Origin of the sequence: Ralstonia sp. GX3-BWBA (assembly GCF_003290055.1) — a bacterium.
Classification (GTDB): Bacteria; Pseudomonadota; Gammaproteobacteria; order Burkholderiales; family Burkholderiaceae; genus Ralstonia; species Ralstonia holmesii.
In genome coordinates, this window is record NZ_QMKS01000024.1 from 498575 (window position 1) to 517929 (window position 19355).

The window sequence follows — 19355 nt, forward strand, 5'->3', positions numbered from 1 at the left end:
AGCGCGTACCGAGGCCGGTCAATACGGAAGACGCCTGCGGCATTCGATGTGTTTTTCTCCAGTCAGGTGGACGATGTCTCGGATGCACGTGGCTTGGCGGCGGAGGTTGTCGCTGCGGTCGCTTCGGGCAGCACCGCCGCCTGCTGGTGGCTTGAGCCGGAGCCGGTGCTGACTGGCTGCTGCACACGCGGCCCGACAGATCGCGGCTTGGCCTTGCGCTGCCCAAACAGCTTGCTGGACAGACTGCCGGACTTTTTGGGAGCAGAAGCAATGCCGGCCTTCGCATCCATTTGCTGTTTCAGTCGCTCCAGATGCGCGCGGGTGTCGTCGGGTCGCGAGCGCGGCGGAGACATGGCCAGCATGTCGGCAAGCGACGGAGATCGCTGCTCGCGCGGCGGGACGGAAACCGGTTCGCGGTCAGCCTCTTCGTGCGCCGGCTCGATTTCGGATCGCGCACCTTGCACGCTCTGATACAGCGGCGTGCCCGATGACCCCTGGCGCTGCATCGGGCGAGGCGATGGAGGCACGCCGGTTGGGACATGAGTCGCCGCCGGGGGCTCTGGTGTGCTCTGATCTTCCTTCAACTGCGCTTCATACTCCTTGAGCAGCTTGGCGTCGATCGTATCGAACACGATCTGCCGCTCGACCTTGAGCCCGGTGTTCTGCGTCAAGCGCAGCCCCGCGTTGACGTTGAATCCGTCAGCCTCACTGTATTTTTCATAAGCGCGCAAGCCAATCGGCATCCAGGAGTTGGGGGCGTTGATCGTCTTGGTGTATGACGCGGCGAGCTGCTCGTGCAGCTTTGTCTCGCTTTGCGGCGTCACCAGCGAAAGCTGCTGCAGATGGTTGAGCGTTTTCGCGGCGTCCGCGGTGAGTGCCCGGCGCACAAAGAAGGCGTTGTATGGGGTGTCCAGCAGACGCGCGGTATCGAGATTGTCGTTGACGGCCTTGAGGCCCTTCGCTAGGCCGCCATCCGGATCGTTCCGGTGCGGATAGGCAAAGAACTTGACCCACTCCTGCTTGGTGGCTTCGACATACCGGGCGTAGTCGTGGAAGCTGTCGAATTCGAAATCGGCTACAGACTTTGTCGGCAGCACATTGTCCCGATCGATCGCCAGGCGCAGCTTCACGTTCGTGCCGCGCTCTTTGACCACCGCGCCACCACCGAACAGATCGGCCGAGGTGTTGCCGATCGTGCCCGTCACTGCTGACGTAGTGAGCCCAAGATTGATCTTGTGCCGGCTCAGTTTTTGCTCGCGCAGGTTAGCAATCCGGTATGTGCCGGTGGCGTCGAGCTGCTTGAATGTCGACAGCCATTGCTTCTCGAACGAGTAGCCGAGGCTTGTGCCGAGGGCGCCTGTCTCCTGCCTGCTCGCGCGGTGTTGGCTGGGGTTCAGCAACTTGCTGACGGATACGCCGATCCCCACCGACATCTCGCTGCGATGCGCGCGCGTCTTCTGGTTGATCCAACTGATCGAAAGATCCTTCTCGGCGTAGAACTCGCTGGCAAAGGCGTGGAAAAGCGCGTCGGCGTCGGGCATGCCCTCTGGCGAGCGGCGCCGCGCATCCGCGGCCGAGAACATGAAGTCGGTAACGCGCGAGAACAGCGCGCGGACCTCCGCATCTTTAGCCGCCGTCCGGCGCGGGATGCGGACCATGATGCCGGTGGCATCCGTGCGCTCGTGCTCGTACGGATTCACATCAACGTTGGCGCCGGTGCGGCAGCATTTAAACAGCTTGGCGCCAAAGAAGCACCCCGCGCCGATGCGCCCACGGTGGCGCTTTTCCGTGCCGATAAACAGCTCGGCGGCGTGGACGGGGTACGACATGGAGACCGCCGCTTCACGCCCCTTCTCATAGCGCAGATCGACACGGGCATTGCCGGCAACCGGAACGCCAAGCAACCGCTTCTTCGCGTTGACAAGCGCCTTGGTAATGCCCTTGGTACTGAACCCTCCGGTGGTGCCGCGGCTGAACCGGACGGTGTTGCCACCGGGAATCGTCTTCAGGTAGTCCACCAGCATGGCACGCACGCTGTGCTGTGATCTGTCAGGCGGGGAAAGCGGCGGCGCCGTGGCAATTTTTCGAGCGGCTTCCATTGCCTTCTGGAATGGCTCGGCCCGCTCGACGTTCAGGAAGTTCGCCAGCGCATGCAGGTCTTCAAAGCCAAGGCGGACATTGCCAAGATGCTGCCGGACGTTTGCAATCGCCTGTTCCAGGGCCTCCGGAGAGCCCGACGTCACCTTGTGTGCGGCGTCTTCAGTGAACTTGCGAATACGCTGCTCGACATCTTGCGGCAACGCTGCGGGCGAGAATTCGCGGCCGAGCACCAGTTGATGCCCCTGGCGTGCGGCCTGGTGTTCGGGCATCCAGTCATCAAGCGCGACCCGCAGGGCGATCCACTGGCAATGGGTGTCACTCAACGCATTCGGGCGATGGCCCCCCCCTTCTCCGGCGCCAGTCTCAGCGGGCGGGGTGCTACCGCAAAGGCGTTCCATCTCGACAGCGACGGCCTGCACCACCTCGTTGACCGCCGGTTTCGCGAGCTCGGCCATCAACGCTTTCTGCTCGTTCGCCAAGACAGCGCGATCGCCCTGCGCCATGCCATTGCGCGCGGCGGAGAGCGGCGATTTGTGGTTGCTTGGTAATGTCGCGTGCCGGTCGTCGTCCATGCGGTCGACCCATGCAAGCGACTTGAACAGGCGAGCCTTGAACTGGCTCAATTCGGAACCCGGTGCATCGTCGGTGAAGCCGTTGCGCCATGCGACCAGATCACTCTTGTCGGCGGCGCTCAAGGTTGCCGGACCTACACCGTGGATGAGCTTGGCGCTTGCGTCGCTGACGCGCTGGGCGAAGTTCGCGGCGCTCGACGCGGCCTCATGCGGAGCGAGCCGCGCAGCAATCAGCGCCTCCGGGGTCGGCTTGGCCTTCAGCGCATCGGCAATCACAGCGCCGGCCTGCAGATGGATTCGCAGGTTGCCTTGATCAGTGGCGCCAAGATTGCGGTTGCCCGTGGCGGCGAGCATGGCCTCGAAATTGCCGGTGGTTGCGGCATGCTGTAAAGCGCCCCACGCAACGGCCCGCCCCGATTCGGCATGCTTGAGCTGCTGGTCGTGTGCGTGCAGGTGGGCCGGCGTCGAAACAACCGAGATCATCGCCTCCTGCGCCTCGCGTATTTTCTCGACGGTGTGGGCGGAGACTTCAACCGCACCCTTTTGCCCGTGCGCAGGCGGTTGCGAGCCGATTTCATCGGCCACCGCTTCGAGCGTGGCCAGGCATGCGGCAGCCGCCTCGGCGTTGCGCGCATCGAACTGCGCGTGGCTGTCGCGCACACCCGGCCAATCGGCGAGGGCCTGCGGCGCATGTCGTGCCGCCCCGCGCATGGCGATGGGGAAATCGCGCACCGTCTGGATGAAAGCCTGCAGCGCCTTGACGTCGATCGCGTGTGACGGCACCGAAGACTCACCACCCGAACCTGCGGCCGTGGTGCACCGGTTTGCCATCAAGGCCTCGCGCGTCTGCTCCAGCGCGCCACGCAGGGCAAGGATATGAGTGTCGCGCGATGTCTCGGAATGCGTTTTCGCGTTACCGATTTCAGCGCCCAGGTCCGCATGCTTCAGGTAAGAAAAGACGTCGCCATTGAGCGTTGTGGCGTTACCCGGGTCGAGGCGTTCCTTGGCCGATACGAGCGCCAGCGATACCGCCATGGCGACGGCGGGCGAGTGTGCCGCAGCCATCTCCTGCACCCCCGCAACGAATGCCGCCGGTTCGCTGCTGACCTTCGCAGCCAGCGCTTGCCCTTGCGCAGACTCCCAGTAGGCAATGACATCATCGACGTGTTCCAGCGCCTGAGCCGGTTTCGGCTGGCCACCGTGGAGACTGGCGCTGGCATTGGTGATCGCCGAAATCTGGGTGCGCAGCCCTGACATGGCTTGATTGAGCGCCTGCTCCGTTCGACGTGCCGAACCCGAAGGACTACCGGGCTGCGGCGCGTCCTCGCGCGCGGCGGCCATCCGCTCCGCAGATTGCTTGACGTGCGCGAAATCACGCAACGTGGTCGGTCTGCCAGCCCGCGAGTGGGCGCTGAACGGCGTGTTCCAGTCGAGTCGGCTCGCGCCGTCCTTCGTTACGCAACTGAATGTGCTCTTGACTTGCGCACGCAATGCCTTACCTACCCGCTTCATTACGCCGACGTCAGCCTGCGGTGTGCCCGGCAGCGCGGGCGGGGCAGGCGGGGCCTTCTTCAAACCGGCAAGTTCGCCACGCTGGCGAGACGCCTGTCTGGCAGGTGTGGATGGCGTAGCCGTCTCGCCCGTCACCGCCTGTGACGACGAAGATGTTGAGGCAGGGGCGCGGGACGAGATGCGGGGCAGTTTGAGTGGCATGGGTCAGCAGAGCGCATTGAACCAGGTTGGAACGCGTTCAAGTCTGCTTGCACCAAGGTGAGGCCGGCGTACACCGTCCGAATATGCGGCATCGAAAGCGAAGTTTGGTGGGCTTACCGGCTGCCTCCAGGCTCGGTGAGCAGGTGCGTAGAACACACAAAAAAGCCGGTCCAAAATGACCGGCTATCGGGATCAGCGGCGGCAGAGCAAACTCCACGACGTCTATGTGGGGCTAACTGCAGACAAAAGAACCTGTACCAGAATCGCTGCTAAGCAATTGATCTTGTTGAGTCACGCAGAAAGTGGCAAGAGAAAAGTCTGTACCAACAAGACGCTTGAACAGACAAATGACGCACACAAAGTCTGGCCACCCGCATGGCGCCTAGTTTGCCAGGCATTCAGGTTCGTCAAAGAGGCTATCGAGCTCCGGCAACGCCCGAATCGGACGTGCGAAGAGATAGCGCGGCAAAAAGCTCAGGATCAAACCAGTTCGAGGACATCACCTGCACGATGCGACCGCAGTGCGACGCTGAACTGCGCTTGCAAGGACGGGCGATGCAGAAACCGTACTGGATCTTTGGCCATCTCCAACACTAGGCCCGCCCTCGGGGATCTTCGCTTGCTAGCGAAAGCACGAGGTCGATTTCGAACGCTATGCGGACAAACGCATAGACGTTGCGATGCATAAAAAGAGAGCGCCGATTTGCATCGACGCTCTAATCCAAAGCGCTCTCAGAGATAAAAGCGCCTAGAGACACAGCGGAATCTTCGCGATGGTCATCTGCCTACTCAACACGTACCCAATGCTGGTTGCGGGAAAAAAAAGATCTAGCCGCGCACTTCGAAAACGCTCCCCCGATCGAGAGGTTTGAGCCGAACACCGTAAACCTCGCCATTGATATGATATTTATCATATTTTGATCCAAAAAAAATGTACTCCCGTCCGTGCCGGCGCGCCTTGTTAGACATCGCCGGCAGAAGTGACTTGCTTCAATGCAGCCGCAAGTAGCGCGTCGGAGAGCTTTGGGTCGTCGACAGCACGTGCAAGCGTCAACGTGCCGACCATCAGCGCCACGGTGACCAGTGCATGTTCGTGCGCACTCGGTTGCCCCCAATCTGGCAACTGCCGGGCAACAAGATCGATCATCTCCTTGATGCGACGCGTTGCGGCACGCCGGACCTCTGGCGCCTGACGCGGCATTTCGGAGGCGAGCGCGGCGGTTCCACAGCCGGTTTCCACACCCTCAACATGCTCTTTCGAGAGATAAGCTTGCGCCATCGCCCGCAGCACTTCCTGAGGTGGCGTGGTGGCAGCGATGTGCTCCATGAGCGCCACGCCCTCTGCTCCCGCCTGGTCGGCTGCCTCTGCCAGCATCGCTTCACGGGATTCGAAGTGCGCGTAGAAACCTCCGTGCGTCAGCCCAGCATCCTTCATGATGTCGGCCACGCTAGTGCCGTTGTAGCCACTTCGTCTAATCGCGCGCGCGGCGGCTCCGACAATGCGCTGGTGGGTGACTTCTTTGGCAGTTGGGGTAGTTCTTTTCATATGATAAGCAGCATATTCGAATGCTGTGTCCAGTGCAAGCAGGCGTCTCGCTCGGCGCGGGCGACGTGGCCGCACGGAGATCGGCAAGCGAAGCCGAGCGCCCCACGCTTTGCTGCAAAGACGTGCATGTAGATGCGACCCGGGCAACGTTGACCACGCAATCGGCGCTTGGGCCCGTGACCAGCACAACGAAGCTCAAGATCAATCCCCTGATCTCTCTGCTGTCCGTCGGTTATGAGTTCTGACTGCTGCCTGGTATCGGGCCGGCGCGATGCCGGCCCAGCGCATTTCACCTCACTACCTGCCGGCTGAGGCACCAGCCGGCGGCAACAGGCATGCCCAGCACACTGCACCACAAACTCACCTTGACAGTCGATTATCCGAAACATATGATGATCATCATATTTACGGTGCCAATCAATGAAGCCCACGTTCAACAGCCGCAAGAAAGACACGCACGAGCGCATCGTGGCTGCGGCTGCACACGCCATCCGCAGCCACGGCTACGCTGGGGTGAGCGTGGCAGAAGTGATGAAGAAGGCGGGATATACGCATGGCGGCTTCTACGCGCATTTCAAATCGCGCGATGCGCTGCTTGTGGAGGCGCTTGACTGCGCTAGCCAAGACATTGCTGCCGAAGCCGCGCGTGTGGCTCGCCTGCGCGCTGGCACGGGCGCTAGCGAATTTCGCTGTCTTGTCGAAGCTTATCTGGCTGATCAATACCTTGGCACGTTGGAGAACGGCTGCCCGATCGCAGCGCTTGCCGCCGAAATGCCACGGCAGTCGCAAGCTGTGCGTGGAGCGTCTATGGCCAGGGTGCACCAACTCATCGCTGCAGTACGTTCAACACTTCCCGAATCGTACCGCGCGATGGCGAGCGTGATTACAGGCTCGCTGGTCGGCACGTTGCAACTTGCCCGTGCCCTGGGCGACACCCCGCAGGGGCGGGAAGTGCTCTCGGCGACCCGTGAATCGCTCCTCCGACTCTACGACACATCTGTACCTGCTCACTGAAATACTCGACCGTTTTCAGGGCAACATTTTTGCTCGCCCACGAATATGATAGTCATCATATTTGTGATCAATCCGGCTTACCAAAGGAGCCTCTCGTGAAAATTGAAAACGCTGTTGTTCTGATCACCGGCGCCAACCGCGGCATTGGTCTCGCCTTCGCGCGCGCGTTGTTGGCCCGCGGCGCCCGCAAGGTGTACGCCGGCGCGCGCGACCCATCGACGATCACACAAGCGGACGTGGAGCCGCTGCAACTGGATGTCACCAAGCCTGCAGAAGTTGCGGCGGCCGCTGCGTATGCCCGCGACGTGACGCTGGTGATCAACAACGCTGGCATTGCGCAACCGGGAGGCTTTCTCGCGCACGACAGTGAGGAAGTCTCTCGCCGACTGTTCGAGACCAACGTCTTCGGCATGCTGCGGATGAGCAAGGCCTTCGCACCAGTGCTCCAGGTCAATGGTGGAGGTGCACTTCTCAATGTGTTGTCTGTGGCTTCGTGGGTGAATAGGGGCGAGCTGGCCGCCTATTCGGCCAGCAAGTCGGCAGCATGGTCACTCACCAATGCGCTGCGTCATGAGTTGGCAGCGCAGAAAACGCAGGTCCTGGGCTTGCATATGGCCTACGTCGATACCGACCTCACACGCGGCATCGACAGCCCGAAGAGCAGCCCTGAGGACATCGTCCGGCATGCACTTGACGGCCTCGAAGCCGGCCTTGACGAAGTTCTGGCTGATGCGCTGACACAGCAGGTGAGGCAAAGCCTGGGGGCACCACGTCCCCTCTACCTTCCCCAAGCCTCCTAAGCCCCTGCCCCTCAATCGAAACAAAGGCTCATCATGCTTTTTGAACCGCTCACCGCTCCGTTCCTGAACCTGGGTAACCGGACCGTCATGGCACCGATGACGCGCAATCGGGCCGTCGAAGCCAATACACCCAATGCGCTGATGGCGGAGTACTACGCTCAGCGCGCGTCGGCCGGCCTGATCGTTACGGAAGGTACATCGCCATCGCCCAACGGTCTGGGCTACGCGCGCATTCCGGGACTCTTCAACGAGGCGCAGGTGCGCGGATGGCAGTTGGTCACGGACGCTGTGCATGCACGGGGCGGCAAGATCTTCGTGCAGCTCATGCACACCGGGCGCGTAGGCCATGTCGCCAACCTGCCGGTAGGCGCCGAAGTCCTCGGCCCGATGGGCAGTGCCTGCCCTGGTGAAATACACACCGATGCACAGGGTATGCAGCCGCATAGCACTCCGCGGGCAATGTCCCTCATCGATCTGAGCGCGGTGATCGACGAATACGTGCATTCGGCGCGGCTTGCCGTTGAAGCAGGTTTCGATGGCGTGGAACTGCACGCTGCAAATGGTTACCTGATCGAGCAGTTCCTGAACGGCAACGTGAACCAGCGCACCGATGCATACGGCGGCAGCGCTGGTGGCCGCAACCGCCTCGCACTTGAGATTGCACGCGCTACGGCAGACGCCATTGGCGCAGACCGCATCGGGATTCGACTATCCCCGTATGGTGTCTTCAACAGCACAGGTCCTTTCCCTGACGTAGACGCGCAGTATCTGGCGCTGGTTCGTGAGCTGTCGACACTCGGTCTGCTCTACGTACATCTGCTGGATCACTCCGCAATGGGCGCACCTGCGGTGCCTGCAGCATTCAAATCTCAACTGCGTAAGGCATTTGACGGCTTGTTCATTCTCGCAGGCGGATTCGATCGGGCCAGCGCCGAGAAGGCGCTCTCAGACAAGCACGCCGACCTCATTGCCTTTGGCCGACCATTCCTGGCCAATCCGGACCTGGTAGCCCGCCTGCAGGCTGCTGGGCCGCTGAATCCCGTCGACACGTCCAGCCTCTACACGCCCGGCGCTGAAGGCTATATCGACTACCCCACACTCGCTGGCTGATTGACCGGCAACGACCATGACCATAGCCAAGCAAACGCTCGCGCAGCATCACCCCGGAAACATGATGAAGGCATTTATCGTCGATCGATATGGGAGCAAGACCGGCCTGCGATTCGGCGAGGTACCGATTCCAGAACCGCGCGAAGACGAAGTTCTGGTCCAAGTTCATGCTGCGGGCGTGAACCTGCTCGACTCCAAGGTCGCAAGCGGAGAGTTCAAGCTCATCCTGCCCTACCGCCTACCGTTCGTCATGGGTCACGACGTCGCAGGCGTGGTGGTCAAAGTCGGGGCTCAAGTACGGCAGTTCAAAGTTGGCGACGAGGTCTACTCCCGGCCGGAGGATTTTCGAATTGGCGCCTTCGCCGAGTACATCGCGATTCGAGAAAGTTCGCTGGCGCTCAAGCCCAAGACACTCACCATGGAAGAAGCCGCTTCCGTTCCGCTGGTGGGGCTAACTGCATGGCAGGCGCTGGTCGAGAAAGCAAAGCTGAAGAAAGGGCAAAGGGTCTTCATTCAAGCGGGCTCGGGAGGCGTCGGAACATTCGCTATCCAGTTGGCCAAGCATCTTGGTGCAACGGTGGCGACAACAACAAGCACGGCCAATGTTGGGTTGGTGAAGAGCCTTCATGCAGATGTCGTCATCGACTACAAAAAGCAGGACTTCGAGAACATCTTGCGCGACTACGACGTGGTCCTGAACAGTCAAGACGGCAAGACACTCAGCAAATCCCTCCGCGTGCTCAAGGGCGGCGGAAAACTCATCTCCATCTCCGGGCCACCTGACCCGGAATTCGCCAAAGAAATTGGGGCGCCCTGGTTCGTCAAGTTGTTCGCGCGAATGCTCAGCGCCGGTATCAGACGAAAAGCGAAACGCCGCGGAATCAACTTTTCGTTCCTGTTCATGAAGGCAGCAGGAGACCAGTTGCGCGAGATCACGCGTCTGATTGATGCGGGGAATATCCACCCCGTGGTGGATCGAGTCTTTCCATTCGAGTCGACCAACGAGGCCATGGCCTACGTCGAAACCGGGAGAGCGAAGGGAAAGGTCGTCGTGAAGATCAAATAGCCGCCACTGCCCCGTTTCGAATGCCCGGATCCTGGAGATCAATGCAATGCGTCATCTACTGAAAACAAGCCTGCTCGGACTCGCTCTGGCAGCAACACTCATTTCATCCACGGCGAGAGCCGCTGATTCCCCGTCGGCCGGGGCGCAGATGACCCCGCCGCTGGCAATGCAGGCACAAGAGGTCAGTTGGAAGACGGTGCCAACGCAAACCATCACTGCAGGCGGAGTGGATTTTGCATACCGGGAGCTCGGCAGGCAGCACGGTGGCACGCCGGTGGTGTTTCTTGCCCACTTGGCGGCTGTGCTCGACAACTGGGATCCTCGCGTCGTAGACGGCTTTGCGGCTGCGCATCACGTTGTCACTTTCGACAATCGCGGGGTGGGGGCTTCCAGTGGCACGCCGTCGAAGTCGATTGAGGAAATGGCTGACGACGCCATCGCTTTCATCAAGGCGATGGGGTTCAAGCAAGTGGATCTCTTCGGCTTCTCGATGGGCGGGATGATCGCCCAGGAAATCGCGCTGAAGGAGCCCCAGCTCGTTCGTAAAATGATTCTCGCGGGCACAGGGCCCGCTGGCGGCGAAGGCATCAGCACGGTTTCCGGCGTGACGTTCTACGACATGGCGCGAGGCTTCTTCACCGGCCAGGATCCGAAGCAGTACCTCTTCTTCACCCGCACACCAAACGGCATCGAGGCAGGAACGGCATTCCTGGAGCGGCTGAAGGAGCGCTCGGAGAACCGCGATAAGGAGATCAGCGTCACTGCGTTCCTGGCTCAGTTGGAGGCACTGCGCGTCTGGGGGCTGAAAGAGCCAGCGGATCTGTCAGTCGTGAAGATTCCCGTGTTCGTTGTCAACGGCGAAAGTGACCGGATGGTACCGAGCAAGAACTCGCAAGACCTTGCACGGCGCCTACCGAACAGCAGCCTCCTCATCTATCCCGATTCCGGCCATGGCGCGGTGTTCCAGTATTACGCCGACTTTGTGCCCAAGGCACTCGAGTTTCTTGACAGCCACTGAAACCAACTCGCATTCCGGCTCGCAATCGCAGTGGTCGACCATGCCGAACACGCGGTCTTCCGATTCAACGCGGAGATACCAATATGACTGACACCCACCTCACCGCTCCTACGCGCTTCGTTGAGGTCGAAGGCGCTCGCTTCGCCTACCGCCGTTGGGGTAACCCGACGAGTGGCCAGCCGCCGCTATTCTTTCTCCAGCACTTCCGGGGCGGCATGGATCACTGGGACCCGCTCATGACCGATGGTCTGGCAGCAGGGCGCGAAGTCATCCTCTACAACGGTCGTGGCATCGCATCGTCTTCGGGCACGCCACGCACGCGAATTGAGCATATGGCCGACGATGCCGCCGCGGTCATACGCGCACTCGGCCTCGGTAAGGTCGATGTTCTGGGCTTTTCACTCGGTGGTTTTCAGGCTCAGGACCTGACGCGTCGGCATCCCGATCTGGTGCGCAAGCTCATGCTGCTCGGCACTGGGCCCCGCGGAGGAAATCCGGATTCAGATCCCCGTGTGCTGGAGGTTGCGCCGCGACCGGTACCCACGGTGGAAGACTTCCTGTTCTTGTTCTTCGGCCGGTCAGAAACGGCACAACAGGCCGGGCGCGATTTCTGGGAGCGCCGTCACCAGCGTGTGGACCAAGACCCACCCAGTTCCCCGGCAGTCACGCAGGCCCAAGTCGAGGCAAATATGTACTTCCTGCCAAAACTCGATCTCAACGCGCCCTTTGCTCACTTGCATGAGATCAAGCAGCCGACGTTCATCCTAAACGGCGCGAATGACGTGATGATCCCGACAATCAACTCGTGGCACATGGCTCAGAACATTCCGAACGCACAGTTGTTTATTTATCCGGACGCTGGTCATGCAGCCCAGTTCCAGTACCCCCACAGATTTCTGAAGCATGCCATCCAGTTCTTGGACGAATAATGCACGAAACGCGACATGGAACCCGCTTGACCATGCTTGGTTTCGCAAAAATAAGCAAACCATATCACCATGATTAAATTTAAATTCCTTCTGTGGGCACTATCGAGGCTGCTAAAGAGGGCCGTGAATAAAGACCCCGCGTGTGCCGACTACGTCAGCGCGAAAGATCTAACATTTCAGATCAGAACACTGGATGGGATCGGGCGTTATTTCATCATTAGGAATGGAAAAATCAATTCCAATTCAGGCTTAACCAACAGCCCGAAGTTCACGATGACATTCAGAGACGCCGCCAAAGGCTTTGCAATTCTCTCCGCAAAGGATTCGAAAGATGCATTTCTGACGGCGCTACACCGGCAAGATCTCGATATCAGTGGAGATTTTCTCGAGGTGATGTGGTTTCAGGGACTCACTGAATACCTGAAGCCCGCAAAACAGCCATAACGGCAATTAAAGCCCGGCCACACAGAGATGGCGCAAGCTATATCTTTTGCAAAGACTGATGAGAGGAGAGAACCTTGTCTAAGCTGGTAGAAAAAGATTGCGATGCAACGTATTCTGACGAGCAAGCGGACCTGTTCAAAAGCTGGGTCAAGCATTTCGGAGCGGTTGACGCAAAGGAACTCGACCTTGGGGTGCTAACCGCAATCCACGAGCTGGTCGTGAACCACTTGCCTCCGAGCACCCCTCCGGGCCAAGAGCTATCGTCCGCGTCTGTGGACTAGATCGAATCTTCCAACGCGAACTTCGCGAGAGTTCGTCGCACATAGTCACGAGGTGAGCAACGTTATGAACCGCGCAATGGCCGATCACATCAAAATCCTCGCTTTTGACGTGTTTGGGACAGTCGTTGACTGGCACCAAGGCGTTATGCGCGAAGTCCGCTCGATGAACCTCGGCGTGGACCCGGACAAGTTTGCGCTAGCCTGGCGCGCCGGATACATGCCGGCTATGCAGAAGGTAATGTCTGGCCAGCTCGACTGGACGTCGATCGACGATCTTCACAGAATGATTCTCGATGACCTTCTGGATACGTTTCATGTGACGCATCTGAACGAAGGTCAGAAGCGCTATTTGAACAAGGCTTGGCATCGTTTGGATGCGTGGCCGGATGCGGTGGCAGGTCTGACGAGACTGAAGTCGCGGTACACCATATGCACGTTATCGAACGGCAATATTGGATTGCTTGCCAATATGGCTAAACGCGCTGCACTGCCTTGGGATTGCATCCTATCGGCGGAAGTTTTTCGCAAGTACAAGCCCGATCCAGCGACATACCTAGGTGTCGCTCAAGTCTTCGATGTGACTCCAGACGAAGTCATGCTCGTGGCAGCCCACCAAGATGACCTGGCTCATGCCAGAGCGGCAGGGCTAAGGACCGCCTATATCGAAAGGCCGATGGAATATGGACCATCTCGGCAAAAGGATGTCTCCGCGCACCCGGATAACACCTTTCATGCCAAGGATCTGATCGAGCTGGCAAGCCTTCTCAACTGTTGAGCGGCGCCCTCAGCTGGCTCACAGATAAGATCGGCTCACGGCCGAGTGCGGACTTTTTTGTGTGCCGTCAGTGGTGCCAAAAACGACTAATCCGGCACCACCGCCGTCACCTCAATCTCTACCTTGGCCCGATCCTCCACCAGCGCCACCACCTCCACCGCCGTCATCGCAATGCTGAAGCTGCCGATCAGTTCTCGGAACGCCTTGCCGATCTCGGGGTAGGCCGCCACGTACGCCTTCTTGTCGGTCACGTACCACGTCATGCGCACGATGTGCTCGGGCTTGGCATCACCGGCGGCAAGTACCTCGACGATGTTCTGCAATGCCTGGCGGACCTGCCCGGCCAGGTCGTCCGTATGGAACACGCCCTGCGCGTCCCAGCCGATCATGCCGGCCACGAACACCATGCGCCCGCGCGCGGACACACCATTGGCATAGCCCTTGGGGCGCGGCCAGTTAGGGGGGAGGAGTACTTCCATGATGCGATTCCTTCTAGTTCGATTGCGACTGTTGAACGCTCGCCTCGATCGCCTGCCGCACATCGGACGGCATCGGCATCGCGCGATGCGTATTGAGATCGGTAAATACCAGCACCTGCTGTGAGCGCACGCGCTGTTCGTCACCCGCCCAGCAATCCAGGCCTAACGTGAGCGACGCATTGCCCAGCCGCTCCAGCTTCAACTTGAACTGCACGTCGTCGCCCATGCGGCTGATGGCGCTGAACTCGCAATGCAGCTTGACGATGGGCAGGCCGATGCGGCGCGGGCCCAGCATCTGCGCATACGAGATGCCCAGTCCGTCGGTAAACCAGTCTTCGACCAGCCCGTTGAACAGCACGAGGTACTGCGGAAAATAGACGATGCCGGCTGGGTCGCAATGCGCAAAGCGGATACGCGCGGCACGTTCGAAGTGGTAGCCGCTCATGATTTGTCGTGCTCGCGCAGGCGATAGCGCAGCAGCTTGCCGACTTCACTGCGCGGCAGGCTCGTACGAAACTCGATGGCGCGCGGGTACTTGTACGGCGCCACGGTCTGCTTCACGAAATCCTGCAGCGTCTTGACCATCTCCGGCCCCGCCGTGTGGCCTGGGTGCAATACAACGAAGGCCTTGACGATCTGCCCGCGCTCGTCATCGGGCTCGCCGATCACGCCGCACTCGGCCACAGCCGGATGCTGCATCAGCGCATCTTCCACCTCGGGCGCGGCAATGTTGTAGCCCGACGAGATGATCATGTCGTCGGTGCGCGAGTGGTAGTGGAAGTAGCCTTCCTCGTCCATCACGTAGGCATCCCCCGTGAGGTTCCAGCCGTTGCGCACGTAGGCGCGCTGGCGGTCATCGGCCAGGTAGCGGCAACCGGTCGGGCCCTGGACTGCCAGGCGGCCCACCGTGCCCGGCGGCACAGGGTTGCCGGCGTCGTCCACAACCTGCGCGACATAGCCGAGGACGGCCTTGCCGGTAGCGCCGGGGCGCACGTCGGCGTCAGCGGCGGAGATGAAGATATGCAGCATCTCGGTCGCGCCAATGCCGTCGATCAGCTCGATGCCGGTGGCGTTCTTCCACAGCGTGCGTGTGGCAACCGGCAGCGCCTCGCCCGCTGATACACAGCGGCGCAGCGGCGTGGCACGCAGCTCGTCTCCGCGCGCCGCGATGTTGCGGTACGTGGTCGGGGCCGTGAACAGCACCGTCGCGCCAAACGCGCGGATGCCATCGACCAGATCGTTCGGCGATGCCTTCTCCAGCAGCACCGTCGATGCACCCACGCTCATCGGAAACAGCAGCAGGCCGCCGAGCCCGAACGTAAACGCCATCGGCGGGCTGCCGATGAAGATGTCGTCCGCGCGCGGCTGCAGCACATGCGGCGGCCAGCACGCGCAAATGGCGAGGATGTCGCGATGAAAATGCATCGTCGCTTTCGGCACGCCCGTCGTGCCCGACGTGAAGGCGAGCAGGCATGTGTCATCTGCAGCCGTGTCGACGTTGGTGAAGGTGGCTGGCTGGCGCGCCATGGCGGCCTCCAGCCCTTCCGGCGTGTCATCGTGAAAACACAGCGTCTGCACGGGCTTGGCGGCTTGCGCTACGGCATCGCGTAGCTCGTCGACGAGCCGCGCATCGCACAGTGCGAAGCCGATCTCAGCCTTGCCCAGAATCTGCCCCAGCTCTTTGGCGCGCAGCAGCGGCATGGTCGTCACCGCAATCGCGCCCACCTTCATCACGGCAAACCAGCAGGCGGCCAGCATCGGGCTATTGGGCGAGCGCAGCAGCACGCGGTTGCCCGGCACCACGCCCATCTCGTTGACCAGCACGTTGGCGATGCGGTTGGCGTGCGCCTGCAGGTCGGCATACGTCCAGCGGATGCCGGGCGCCTGGATGCAGAGGCGGCCGCCCTCGCCTGCAGCAACACGGCGGTCGAGCAGTTCGGTTGCACAGTTAAGCTGCGGCGGAAACTGCAGCGCCGGCAGGTCGAAGCGGTACACCGGTTGCAGCTCCGCCGGCGGCAGCCGGTCGCGGGCGAAGGTGTCGATATGGGCGCTGGGCATGGAGAACTCTCCGTCTCTGTCGTGGACGTGGGCGTGTTCAGGGCTTGGGGGGCGCCGCCGCGCGCAGCAATTCGCGCGCGATGATGAGTTGCTGCACCTCGGTCGCCCCTTCATAGATGCGCAGCGAGCGGATCTCGCGATACAGGCGCTCCACCGGCTGCTCGCTCACCACACCCAGGCCACCCCACATCTGCACGGCGGCGTCGATCACCTGCTGCGCGTTCTCGGTGGCGGTCAACTTGGCCATGGCGGCCTCGCGCGTCACGTTGCGGCCCTGGTCGCGCTGCCATGCGGCGCGGTACGTCAGCAGCGCAGCGCTGTCGATGGCGGTCGCCATCTGCGCGAGCTTGGCCTGCGTCAGTTGGAAATCCGCCAGCACGCCGCTGAACATCTTGCGGGTGGTGGCGCGCGCGAGCGCTTCGTCCAACGCACGGCGCGCAAAGCCCAGCGCGGCCGCTGCCACCGACGTGCGGAACACATCCAGCGTGCGCATCGCCACCTTGAAGCCCTCGCCTGCCGCGCCCACGCGCTGGCTGGCCGGAATGCGGCAGTTGGTAAAACGCAGGCGCGCGAGCGGGTGCGGTGCAATCACGTTGATGCGCTCTGCAATCTCAAAGCCTGGCGTACCAGCCTCGACGATGAACGCACTGATGCCGCGCGAGCCCGGCGCCTCGCCGGTGCGGGCAAACACGACGTAGAAGTCGGCGATGCCGCCATTGGAAATCCACGTCTTCTCGCCGTCGAGCACGTAATCCGCGCCTTCTTCACGCGCGGCGCAAGCCATGGCCGCAACATCGGAGCCGGCATCAGGTTCGGACAGCGCAAACGCGGAGATGGCCTCACCACTCGCCACCTTCGTCAGATAGCGCTCGCGCTGCTCGGGCGTGCCGTGCAACGAGATGGCGCCCGAGCCCAGCCCCTGCATCGCAAAAGCAAAGTCGGCCAGGCCGGAATGGCGCGCCAGCGTCTCGCGGATCAGGCAAATGGCGCGCGTGTCGATAGTCTCACCCGCACCGCCGTGCGCCGTGCCGCCCACAGCGTGGCGCAGCCAGCCGGCTTGCCCGAGCGATTTGACCAGCGCGCGGCATTCGGCATCCACATCGGAGCCGTGGTCATGCGGGATGTGCTTCGTGGCCCAGGCGTCCAGCCCGGCTTCGAGCTGGCGGTGCTTGTCGTCAAAGAAGGGCCATAGCAAATAGTCCTTGTCGCTCATCTCAGTTGCCCTCGAATACCGGTTTTTGCTTGGCGACGAACGCGTGGTAGGCGCGCGAGAAGTCTTCGGTCAACATGCAGATGGCCTGTGCCTGGGCTTCGGCCTCGATCGCCTGCTCGATCGTCATCGTCCATTCCTGATGCAGCATCGTCTTGGTGATGCCGTTGGCAAAGGTCGGGCCGGCGGCCAGGTCGGCGGCCAAGGCTTGCGCTTGGCTCCGCACCTCGGCCGGTTCGCACAGACGGTTGAAGAAGCCCCAGCGCTCGCCCTCTTCGCCGCTCATCGAGCGGCCGGTATAGAGCAACTCGCTCGCGCGGCCCTGGCCGATGATGCGCGGCAGGATCGCGCAGGCGCCCATGTCGCAGCCGGCCAGGCCGACGCGGTTGAAGAGGAACGCCGTCTTGCTGCGCGCGGTGCCCAGGCGCAGGTCGGAAGACATCGCCAGGATGGCGCCTGCGCCGGCGCATACGCCGTCCACAGCGGCGACGATGGGCTGCGGGCACGCACGCATCGCCTTCACCAGCTCGCCCGTCATGCGCGTGAACATCAGCAGCTCGGGCGCCTTCAGTTGCACCAGCGGGCCGATGATCTCGTGCACGTCGCCGCCGGAGCAGAAGTTGTCGCCCGCGCCTGCCAGCACGATGGCCTTGACGTCATCCGCCCACTTGAGCTGATGGAACAGGTCGCGCAGCTCGGCATACGAATCGAACGTGAGCGGGTTCTTGCGTTCGGGCCGGTTGAGCGTGATGGTGGCAACGCCGCCTTCCACGCTCCACAGGAAATGCTTGGCTTGATAACCCGCCAGCGGGCGGCGGTTGCCGGCCAGCAGGGCCGGGTCAATGCGGTCGGTCATGGTTTGGTCGGGTTCGTTTGGGGTTGATCGTCGCGGGCGTCCAGCTCCGCCTCACGCTGTGCAAGGTGCACGCGCAGGTGGCCGAGCTGCGCATACAGCGCGTCTTTGTTGGCAACGCCAAGGCCATCGAACATCTCGATCAGCCAGCGTTCATGCTCGGCAGCCATTTCGGCAAAGTGGCGGCGGCCGGCGTCGGTCAGCAGCACGCGAAAGGACCGGCGATCATCCGGATCCGCCTCGCGTTTGACAAGCCCTTCCTTCTCCAACTGGTCGGTCAGGCCGGTGACGTTGCCGCCCGTCACCATCAGGTAGCGCGACAGCACGTTCATGCGCAGGCCGTCCGGATGCCGGTCGAGTTGCGCCAGATAGTCGAAGCGCGGCAGCGTGGTGTTGAAGCGCGTGCGCAGACGCTGGCGGATCTGCTGCTCGATCTGCGTGCTGCAGGCCAGCAGGCGCAGCCAGATCTTCACGTCCATGTGGTCGTCGACATGCGCGCGGGCCTCCAGGCCGATGCGTTCATCGCCCAGCGCTTGCGCCACGGCGTGGTAGCCGGAGGTACTGGATGGACGTACTGCGGCCAAAGCGGTCTTGCGCGGCTTGCTCACATCACCTCCCCGCCAGACACCGAGATCGCCTGCCCCGTGATGGAAGACGCGCCATCGGAGCACAGCCACGCCACGGCGTTCGCCACTTCGTCGGGCGTGATCAGCCGGCCTTGCGGGTTGCCCTTCACCAGCTCGGCCAGCGCTTGGTCTGCGCTGCGTCCGGTGCGGGCGACGATGCGGTCGATGCTCTCGCGCACGATGTCGGTTTCCGTATAGCCGGGGCACACTGCGTTGACGGTGACACCGCACGCCGCCAGCTCCAGCGCGAGCGAGCGCGTGAGCCCGATCACGCCATGCTTGGCAGCCACATACGCCGAGACATACGCATAACCGCGTTGCCCCGCCGTGCTGGCAATGTTGACGATGCGACCACGGCCCGACGCCTGCACATCTGCCAGCGCCGCCTGCGTGCACAGGAACGTGCCCGTCAGGTTGACGGCCAGCATGCGTTGCCATTGAGCAAGCGTGGTCTTCGCAAACGGTGCGCTCTCCGCCTGCCCCGCGTTGTTGACGAGGATGGAAATGGCACCAAGCCCTGCGCGCGCGGATTCGAATGCCGCTGACACACTCGCTTCATCGCTCACGTCGCACGTCACCACCTGTGCGCGGGCGCTGTCAGGCAACGTCCTGGCGGTGGCTTCCAGCACGTCGGGGTTACGGCCCATCAGCGTGAGTGTGGCGCCCTGCGCGGCCAGTTGTGTGGCAATCGCAGCGCCAATCCCGCGCCCTGCGCCGGTAACGACGGCGTGGTGTCCAGCGAGCATCGCAGGCATCGTCAT

The 19355-nt window shown here is 61.9% G+C and carries 19 protein-coding genes and 1 pseudogene; 11 read left to right on the top strand and 9 right to left on the bottom strand.

Annotated elements, in window-relative coordinates; translation table 11 throughout:
• Positions 1-62 precede the first annotated feature (62 nt).
• Positions 63-2948 (bottom strand): hypothetical protein, encoded by a 2886-nt coding sequence (locus tag DOD19_RS24830; protein WP_162634477.1) that lies wholly within the window; start codon positions 2946-2948, stop codon positions 63-65.
• A 147-nt stretch (positions 2949-3095) separates the two neighbouring features.
• Here DOD19_RS24830 and DOD19_RS27605 point away from each other — a divergent pair, with 147 nt between their 5' ends.
• Entirely contained in the window at positions 3096-3449 is a 354-nt protein-coding gene (locus tag DOD19_RS27605) for a hypothetical protein (protein WP_162634479.1), read from the top strand.
• A 123-nt stretch (positions 3450-3572) separates the two neighbouring features.
• Positions 3573-3926 carry a hypothetical protein gene (locus tag DOD19_RS27610; protein ID WP_162634480.1) on the top strand — a complete coding sequence of 118 codons (354 nt, stop codon included), beginning with the start codon at positions 3573-3575 and terminating at the stop codon, positions 3924-3926.
• Positions 3927-5346: 1420 nt separating this feature from the next.
• Here the strand turns inward: DOD19_RS27610 and DOD19_RS24835 are convergent.
• Positions 5347-5931: a TetR/AcrR family transcriptional regulator gene (locus DOD19_RS24835; protein ID WP_024978126.1), complete on the bottom strand. Its 585-nt coding sequence runs from the start codon at positions 5929-5931 to the stop codon at positions 5347-5349.
• Positions 5932-6065: 134 nt separating this feature from the next.
• On the opposite strand from DOD19_RS24835, the pseudogene DOD19_RS28035 reads away from it, so the two are divergent.
• The 9 genes and pseudogenes from DOD19_RS28035 to DOD19_RS24885 form a co-directional block, all read left to right on the top strand.
• Positions 6066-6176 (top strand): annotated as a pseudogene (locus DOD19_RS28035) (OmpW family protein); the annotation flags it as partial.
• Between the two features lie 175 nt (positions 6177-6351).
• On the top strand, positions 6352-6945 hold the full coding sequence (locus DOD19_RS24845) for a TetR/AcrR family transcriptional regulator (RefSeq protein ID WP_112188775.1): 594 nt from the start codon (positions 6352-6354) through the stop codon (positions 6943-6945).
• A 95-nt stretch (positions 6946-7040) separates the two neighbouring features.
• Positions 7041-7745 carry an SDR family oxidoreductase gene (locus DOD19_RS24850; protein ID WP_112188777.1) on the top strand — a complete coding sequence of 235 codons (705 nt, stop codon included), beginning with the start codon at positions 7041-7043 and terminating at the stop codon, positions 7743-7745.
• A 33-nt stretch (positions 7746-7778) separates the two neighbouring features.
• A complete protein-coding gene (locus tag DOD19_RS24855; RefSeq protein WP_112188779.1) occupies positions 7779-8855 on the top strand; it encodes an alkene reductase in 1077 nt (358 codons plus the stop codon).
• A 64-nt stretch (positions 8856-8919) separates the two neighbouring features.
• On the top strand, positions 8920-9921 hold the full coding sequence (locus DOD19_RS24860; protein WP_112188973.1) for an NADP-dependent oxidoreductase: 1002 nt from the start codon (positions 8920-8922) through the stop codon (positions 9919-9921).
• Between the two features lie 46 nt (positions 9922-9967).
• Positions 9968-10939, top strand: coding sequence for an alpha/beta hydrolase (locus DOD19_RS24865; RefSeq protein WP_112188781.1), 972 nt, complete (start codon positions 9968-9970; stop codon positions 10937-10939).
• Positions 10940-11022: 83 nt separating this feature from the next.
• Positions 11023-11868: an alpha/beta hydrolase gene (locus DOD19_RS24870; protein ID WP_112188783.1), complete on the top strand. Its 846-nt coding sequence runs from the start codon at positions 11023-11025 to the stop codon at positions 11866-11868.
• Between the two features lie 123 nt (positions 11869-11991).
• On the top strand, positions 11992-12312 hold the full coding sequence (locus DOD19_RS24875; RefSeq protein WP_235193222.1) for a helicase: 321 nt from the start codon (positions 11992-11994) through the stop codon (positions 12310-12312).
• Between the two features lie 345 nt (positions 12313-12657).
• Positions 12658-13368 (top strand): haloacid dehalogenase type II, encoded by a 711-nt coding sequence (locus DOD19_RS24885; RefSeq protein WP_112188787.1) that lies wholly within the window; start codon positions 12658-12660, stop codon positions 13366-13368.
• Positions 13369-13454: 86 nt separating this feature from the next.
• On the opposite strand, the gene DOD19_RS24890 is transcribed toward DOD19_RS24885, so the two are convergent.
• From DOD19_RS24890 to DOD19_RS24920, 7 genes are read right to left on the bottom strand one after another with little or no spacing between them, the layout of a single operon-like run.
• On the bottom strand, positions 13455-13847 hold the full coding sequence (locus tag DOD19_RS24890; RefSeq protein ID WP_024978115.1) for a RidA family protein: 393 nt from the start codon (positions 13845-13847) through the stop codon (positions 13455-13457).
• Between the two features lie 13 nt (positions 13848-13860).
• A complete protein-coding gene (locus DOD19_RS24895; RefSeq protein ID WP_112188789.1) occupies positions 13861-14292 on the bottom strand; it encodes a thioesterase family protein in 432 nt (143 codons plus the stop codon).
• Complete coding sequence (locus DOD19_RS24900) at positions 14289-15905, bottom strand: AMP-binding protein (protein WP_024978113.1); 1617 nt, start codon at positions 15903-15905, stop codon at positions 14289-14291. Before DOD19_RS24900 ends, DOD19_RS24895 begins: the two co-directional genes overlap by 4 nt.
• A 37-nt stretch (positions 15906-15942) precedes the next feature.
• Positions 15943-17118, bottom strand: a complete 1176-nt coding sequence (locus DOD19_RS24905; RefSeq protein ID WP_112188790.1) for an acyl-CoA dehydrogenase family protein — start codon at positions 17116-17118, stop codon at positions 15943-15945.
• 1 nt (position 17119) lies between these two features.
• On the bottom strand, positions 17120-17971 hold the full coding sequence (locus DOD19_RS24910) for an enoyl-CoA hydratase family protein (RefSeq protein ID WP_024978111.1): 852 nt from the start codon (positions 17969-17971) through the stop codon (positions 17120-17122).
• Positions 17968-18576 (bottom strand): MarR family transcriptional regulator, encoded by a 609-nt coding sequence (locus DOD19_RS24915; RefSeq protein WP_024978110.1) that lies wholly within the window; start codon positions 18574-18576, stop codon positions 17968-17970. Before DOD19_RS24915 ends, DOD19_RS24910 begins: the two co-directional genes overlap by 4 nt.
• Positions 18573-19355: an SDR family NAD(P)-dependent oxidoreductase gene (locus DOD19_RS24920; protein ID WP_112188792.1), complete on the bottom strand. Its 783-nt coding sequence runs from the start codon at positions 19353-19355 to the stop codon at positions 18573-18575. The genes DOD19_RS24915 and DOD19_RS24920 overlap by 4 nt, the downstream gene beginning before the upstream one ends.